General features: G+C 31.1%; 7 protein-coding genes and 1 pseudogene. 6 read left to right on the top strand and 2 right to left on the bottom strand.

The annotated features are described in order from the left end of the window. The 6 genes from AMN73_RS00285 to AMN73_RS00260 form a co-directional block, all read left to right on the top strand. A partial coding sequence (locus AMN73_RS00285) for a pyrroline-5-carboxylate reductase dimerization domain-containing protein (protein WP_306452615.1) occupies positions 1 to 298 on the top strand: 298 nt, incomplete at its 5' end. A gap of 4 nt (positions 299 to 302) precedes the next feature. Further along, positions 303 to 1,097, top strand: coding sequence for an ABC transporter ATP-binding protein (locus AMN73_RS00280; RefSeq protein WP_075534329.1), 795 nt, complete (start codon positions 303 to 305; stop codon positions 1,095 to 1,097). Continuing rightward, positions 1,097 to 1,804 carry an ABC transporter ATP-binding protein gene (locus tag AMN73_RS00275; protein ID WP_075534328.1) on the top strand — a complete coding sequence of 236 codons (708 nt, stop codon included), beginning with the start codon at positions 1,097 to 1,099 and terminating at the stop codon, positions 1,802 to 1,804. Before AMN73_RS00280 ends, AMN73_RS00275 begins: the two co-directional genes overlap by 1 nt. Position 1,805: 1 nt before the next feature. After that, positions 1,806 to 2,816 (top strand): branched-chain amino acid ABC transporter permease, encoded by a 1,011-nt coding sequence (locus tag AMN73_RS00270; protein ID WP_075534331.1) that lies wholly within the window; start codon positions 1,806 to 1,808, stop codon positions 2,814 to 2,816. 35 nt (positions 2,817 to 2,851) lie between these two features. Continuing rightward, positions 2,852 to 4,189, top strand: coding sequence for a branched-chain amino acid ABC transporter permease (locus AMN73_RS00265; RefSeq protein ID WP_075534327.1), 1,338 nt, complete (start codon positions 2,852 to 2,854; stop codon positions 4,187 to 4,189). Between the two features lie 64 nt (positions 4,190 to 4,253). Next, positions 4,254 to 5,432, top strand: a complete 1,179-nt coding sequence (locus AMN73_RS00260; RefSeq protein ID WP_075534326.1) for an MFS transporter — start codon at positions 4,254 to 4,256, stop codon at positions 5,430 to 5,432. Between the two features lie 23 nt (positions 5,433 to 5,455). Here the strand turns inward: AMN73_RS00260 and AMN73_RS04480 are convergent, their stop codons facing one another. Next, positions 5,456 to 5,653, bottom strand: a complete 198-nt coding sequence (locus AMN73_RS04480; RefSeq protein ID WP_256997803.1) for a hypothetical protein — start codon at positions 5,651 to 5,653, stop codon at positions 5,456 to 5,458. Continuing rightward, a pseudogene (locus AMN73_RS04475) lies at positions 5,653 to 5,913 on the bottom strand (ABC transporter substrate-binding protein); the annotation flags it as partial. The gene AMN73_RS04480 and the pseudogene AMN73_RS04475, both read right to left, overlap by 1 nt.

Genomic DNA, 5,913 nt, shown 5'->3' with positions numbered 1-5,913 from the left:
TTGGACCACATCATCAATGATGGCACCATTTTATGAAATCTTAAATACACTTACTCAATGGCTTATTAAAAAAGGTGTAAAAAAGGAAAGTGCTCAGAAATATATAACCTCTCTTTTTGTTGCACTTTCAGAAGACTCTTTAAAAAAGTCTAAAGATTTAAAAAAGTTAGTAAAAGAGTCACAAACCCCCAAAGGCTTAAATGAACAATCACTTAAAGAATTAAAAAAGCATGGATTTTACAAAGCTTTAAATATGACATCTGAAAAAATTCTTAAAAGATTAAAAAAGGTTAGTTAAAAAAATGAGTAATTCTGAAATACTCCATGTAGAAAATATTTCAAAATTTTTTGGTGGCTTAGCTGCAGTCAATAATTGCTCTCTTAAAATAAAGAAAGGCTCTATAACCGGTATAATAGGACCTAACGGGTCTGGAAAAACAACACTATTTAATTTAATTGCAGGAAATTTAAAATCTTCCAAAGGAAGTGTGATATTCAATAATGAAAATATTACCAATGTGCCATCTTATCAACTTTTTTCAAAAGGACTTTTGAGAACTTTTCAAATTGCTCACGAATTCTCGAATTTAACTGTATTAGAGAATTTAATGATGGTACCTAGCAATCAATCTGGAGAAAATTTAATTACAGCACTTATTAATCCAAAGCTTGTTGAGAGAGAAGAGGATCAATTAAAAGAAAAGGCTTTAGAAGTAATAGAATTCTTAAATTTAAAACATCTATCAAATGAACTTGCTGGGAATTTATCTGGAGGTCAAAAAAAACTTCTTGAGCTTGGAAGAACCATGATGGTTGATGCAAAACTTGTATTACTAGATGAGGTAGGGGCTGGAGTAAATCGTACTTTACTAAAAGATTTAGGAACAGCTATCCAAAGACTTAACAAAGAAAAAGGTTACACTTTTTGTATGATAGAACATGATATCGATTTCATAAGTAGAATGTGTGATCCAGTTATAGTTATGTCTGAAGGATCAGTTTTGTTTGAGGGTACTTCTGATGAGGTAAAGAAAAATGATAAAGTAATTGATAGTTATTTAGGAAGAAGCAATCAAAAAATTAAGGATGCCCAATAATGCATTTTTTTGAGGGAAATCAAATGACAGCTGGTTACGGTAACGGACCAGATATTATTTCATCATGTACAATTAAAGTTAATAAAGGTGAAATAGTTGCAATATTAGGACCTAATGGTGCAGGTAAATCTACAGCAATGAAAGCAATGCTTGGTTTACTTAATTTAAAGTCTGGAAATATTAAAATAAATGGAACAGATATTTCAAAACTTTCACCACAAGAAAGAGTTAAATCTGGTATTTCGTTTGTACCTCAAACAAAAAATGTTTTTTCTGAACTGACAGTAAGAGAAAATTTAGAAGTAGGAGCATTTTTAAGAGAAGATAATATTAACGATGTTATCGAAGAAATATATGATCTTTTTCCAATACTAAGAGAAAAAAGTTCTCAAGTTGTTGGACAGTTGTCTGGAGGGCAAAGACAACAGGTTGCTTTGGGAAGAGCTTTAATGATAAAGCCATCAGTATTAATGTTAGATGAGCCAACTGCAGGTGTCTCACCGATAGTAATGGATGAATTATTTCAACATATATTGAGAGTAAAAGAGACCAATGTAGGAATAATTATGGTCGAACAAAATGCTAAACAAGCACTTAGCATATCTGATCGAGGCTATGTTCTAGTTACTGGACAAAATAAATTTGAAGGCTCTGGAAGTGAACTATTAGAAGATCCAGAAGTAAGAAGATCTTTTCTTGGAGGATAATTTGGAATTATTAAATGCAGTAATTTTATTGTTAAATTACACTGTAATACCAGCAATTACTTACGGATCTCAATTAGCACTGGGTGCAATTTTTGTGACATTAATTTATGGAGTACTTCGATTTGCTAATTTTGCAACCGGAGACATGATGTCTTTTGGAACAATGTTCGCTGTTTTACTCACATATTATTTTCAATCAGTTGGAATTGGAATAGGATTTTTACCTACAGCATTATTGACACTTCCTTTAGCGATCCTTGCAATGATTTTATACATGTTATTTATTGATAAATTTGTTTTTAAATATTACAGAATAAGCAAAAGTGCACCTGTTCAATTAGCTATGGTTAGTGTTGGTGTAATGTTTGTTACTCAAGCAATTATAAGAATAATTATAGGACCATTTGATAGAAGGTTTATGGATGGTGAAAAATTTATTCTTAAAGCCTCTGAGTTTAAAGAAATGACAGGACTAAGCGAGGGGCTTACTATCAAATCTACACAGGCTATAACACTTGTGGTTACAATTATTTTAGTTTCAACTTTATTTTGGTTTTTAAATAAAACTAAAACTGGCACAAGTATGAGAGCTTACTCTGATAATGAAGATTTAGCTTTGCTATCTGGTATAGACCCTAAAAAAGTTGTTATGATCACTTGGATTATAGCTGGATTTTTGGCGACTGTTGGTGGAGTTTTATACGGCTTAGATAAAAGTTATAAACCATTTGTTTATTTTAATAATATGCTTCCAATTTTTGCTGCAGCAATTGTAGGAGGAATTGGAAATCCCTATGGTGCATTTTTAGGTGGTTATGTAATAGCATTTGCAGAGATTTTGGTTACTTATGCATATAAAAAGTTTTTTATTTATTTGTTACCAGAGTTTTTAGAGCCAGATTCTTTGGTACAATTATTATCTACAGACTACAAATTTGCAGTTTCTTTTTCAATATTAGTAATAGTCTTGTTATTTAGACCTTCTGGTATTTTCGAGGGAAAAAAGATATGAGAAAATATTTTAATATTATAGCCGCCTATTCTATCATGTTATTTTTAATAATCATGGTTGGAATATTCCAATCATGGTCGATTGCACTATCTATTTTAAATTATTGTTTAATTTCTGCAGTGATGACTATGGGTGCGAATATTCAATGGGGATACGCAGGTTTAATAAACTTTGGCATTATGGGTTATACAGCTCTTGGTGGATTAGCTGTAGTTTTGGTTTCAGTTGCACCTGTTCCTGAAGCTTGGAGTGCAGGAGGATTAAATATTATAGGTAGTTTAATTTTGATAATTAGTCTGGTTTTAATTGTAAGATTTATTTTAAAAAAATATAAAAACCACAAATATAAAAACTATTTTATTACATTTTCGATTATATTTGGGGTAATTTTAATTAGGTTTGTTGCATTCCCAGGTATTGAAGCAATTGAAGCAGTTAATCCTGCAAAAACTGGTTTTCTTGGTGGACTTGGAATGCCAGTATTATTTTCTTGGATTATTGGAGCATTCTTCGCAGCCGGCTTGGCATTTATAGTTGGTAAAATAGCCTTAGGGTTAAGAGCTGACTATCTTGCTATAGCAACATTACTAATTGCTGAGATAGTTGTATCAATTATTAAACATGAAGATTGGTTAGCAAGGGGAGTTAAAAATGTAATTGGATTGAAAAGACCAGTTCCCTACGAGATAGATCTACAAACCTCTCCCTGGTTTATAAATTTAGTTGAAAAACTGCATCAAGGAAAATTAAATTTATTAAGTTCGGTTTCTGATAAAAAAGATATGTTAAACCAATTAGTCATAGATGCTTCATCTGTGTATGTAAAACTATGTATGACTGGTTTATTTTTAACAGTAGTTATAATTTTATTAATCCTTACTCAAAAAGCTCTTTATTCGCCTTGGGGAAGAAAAATGAGAGCTATTAGAGATAATGAAGAAGCTGCAGGAGCAATGGGTAAAAATGTAGTTAAGGAGCATTTGCTTATTTTTATTTTAGGATCAGCAATTGTTGGTTTGGCGGGTGCAATGATGGTGACTAATGATGGCTTGTTTACCCCCGGAAGCTATAGACCAATGAGATATACTTTTGTTATTTGGGTAATGGTAATTGTTGGCGGTACTGGTAATAATTTTGGAGCAATATTAGGTGGATTTGTAGTATGGTTTTTATGGGTAGAAGCAGGACCAATAGCTTTATATTTAATTAATTTTTTTACGACACATTTAGATGAAACTAATGCGTTAAAGGTTCATCTTATTGAGAGTGCACCTTATTTTAGATTTTTAATGATTGGAGTTGGACTATTAGTAATAATGAGATATCGTCCAAAGGGATTAATTCCAGAAAAAATAAACGTCAAAAAAATATGAAATATATATTACTTGGAATGGCTTTAGCATTTGCGATGTATTTAAGTGATAAATACATCTTCTAATGAACAAAAACCTTTTATTATTAACTCTTAGTCAAATTTTTAGTTTTACGGCAGCACCAGTTACTGTTTTCTTAAGTGGAATAATTGGTTCTCAAATAAGTCCAATTAAATCACTAGCAACTTTACCAATGTCAATTTCTGTAGTGGGTATAGCCATAGGAGCAATTATTGCTACCAGAGTAATGAGTTTGATTGGTAGAAAATATGGATTTATATTAGCATCAATTGGCAATACATTATTTTCTATTTTAGCAGCTTACTCTATATACAGCCAAAATTTTATTTTATTTTGTTTTGCAAATGTATTCATAGGTATTGGAATGGCATTTACACATCAGTATCGTTTTGCAGCTGCTGAAAGTGTTAATAAGGAGATGGCACCAAAAGCAATATCAATAATACTATTTGGTGGGATCATTTCCGCTTTTTTAGGACCAAGTCTAGCAAATTTTTCAAAAGATTTGATTAGTGAAAACTTATATGTTGGATCATATCTTGCTCTAGCTCTATTAACTTTTATTCCATCAATTCTTTTTTTATTTTATGAAGATAAATCAAAATTAGAAATTAATTTACAATATAAAGGAAGAAGCTATATTGAATTAATTTCACAACCAAGATTTTTCCAAGCTGTATGTGCATCAGCATTTGGATATGCAATTATGACATTTCTTATGACTGCAACTCCTATCAGCATGCATGTAATGGAAAATATGAGCTTGAGTAAAACAAGCATTGTTATTCAGTTTCATGTTGCTTCAATGTTTTTACCATCTCTAATGACAGGTTTTTTAATTAAAAAATTTGGTAATAGTAATATTATTTATGCAGGTATATTTCTTTATAGTATTACATTAATTGTAAGTTATTTTGACCAAACTTTTTTAAATTATATGGTTGCTTTAATATTTTTAGGATTAGGTTGGAACTTTTTATTTATCTCAGGAACAAGTTTACTTGTTTTGACTTATAAAGAAGAGGAAAAATTCAAAGCACAGGGTCTAAATGATTTTGTAGTTTATTCTATACATGCAATAGGTAGTTTATCGGCAGGGATTTTTATTACACTTACAAGCTGGAAAATAATGAATTTAATTTGTATTCCTTTTATGCTTTTAATAGCATTAGCAACAATAAGAGCTGAAATTCACTCAAAAAAAAACCCTAGCGTAACTTAACGCTAGGGTTTTTAAATATAAAACTATCTTTGCTTTTTAGTTTTGAATTTTCCACCTTTTATTTCTTTTTCGAGGAAAGATCCAAAAGCTTCTCCAACATCGGTAAATTCTACTCCAGTTGCGCCTTCGTAGTTTACAGCTTTACCTTTAGATAGAAGATCTAAAGCTTTTTTAAGTTGACCTGGATAAATTTTAGTCCCAGGCGCATTAGCAACTGACATTACATTTTTTGAATAGTTGCTCTATCTGCTTTACCACCCGCTTGCATAGCTAATGTTATTAAAGCAGCAGCATCATAAGATTCTCCTGTGTAAGGTCCAGAAGAGTCAATTCCACCAGCTTTAGCAACTTTTGCAAATACGCCAGCTCCTTTTCCAGTAGATCCAGGTATTGAACCAAATGATTTATTTAAAGCTTTACCAAAATTATCAGTTAAAGAATCACCAATCATACCATCAGATAAAATAAAAGTATCAAAAGC

The sequence above is a fragment of the Candidatus Pelagibacter communis genome (assembly GCF_001179965.1).
In the GTDB taxonomy this organism is placed as follows: Bacteria; Pseudomonadota; Alphaproteobacteria; order Pelagibacterales; family Pelagibacteraceae; genus Pelagibacter.
The sequence above is the reverse complement of the archived record's forward strand: the minus strand, read 5'-3'. Positions and strand labels throughout refer to the sequence as shown.

What these genes read in the sequence shown, in the direction of transcription:
- AMN73_RS00275 (WP_075534328.1), top strand. Translation starts at nt 1,097, where the DNA reads ATGCATTTTTTTGAGGGAAATCAAATGACAGCTGGTTACGGTAACGGA.
- AMN73_RS00280 (WP_075534329.1), top strand. Translation starts at nt 303, where the DNA reads ATGAGTAATTCTGAAATACTCCATGTAGAAAATATTTCAAAATTTTTT.
- AMN73_RS04480 (WP_256997803.1), bottom strand. Translation starts at nt 5,653, where the DNA reads ATGTCAGTTGCTAATGCGCCTGGGACTAAAATTTATCCAGGTCAACTT.
- AMN73_RS00265 (WP_075534327.1), top strand. Translation starts at nt 2,852, where the DNA reads ATGTTATTTTTAATAATCATGGTTGGAATATTCCAATCATGGTCGATT.
- AMN73_RS00260 (WP_075534326.1), top strand. Translation starts at nt 4,254, where the DNA reads ATGAACAAAAACCTTTTATTATTAACTCTTAGTCAAATTTTTAGTTTT.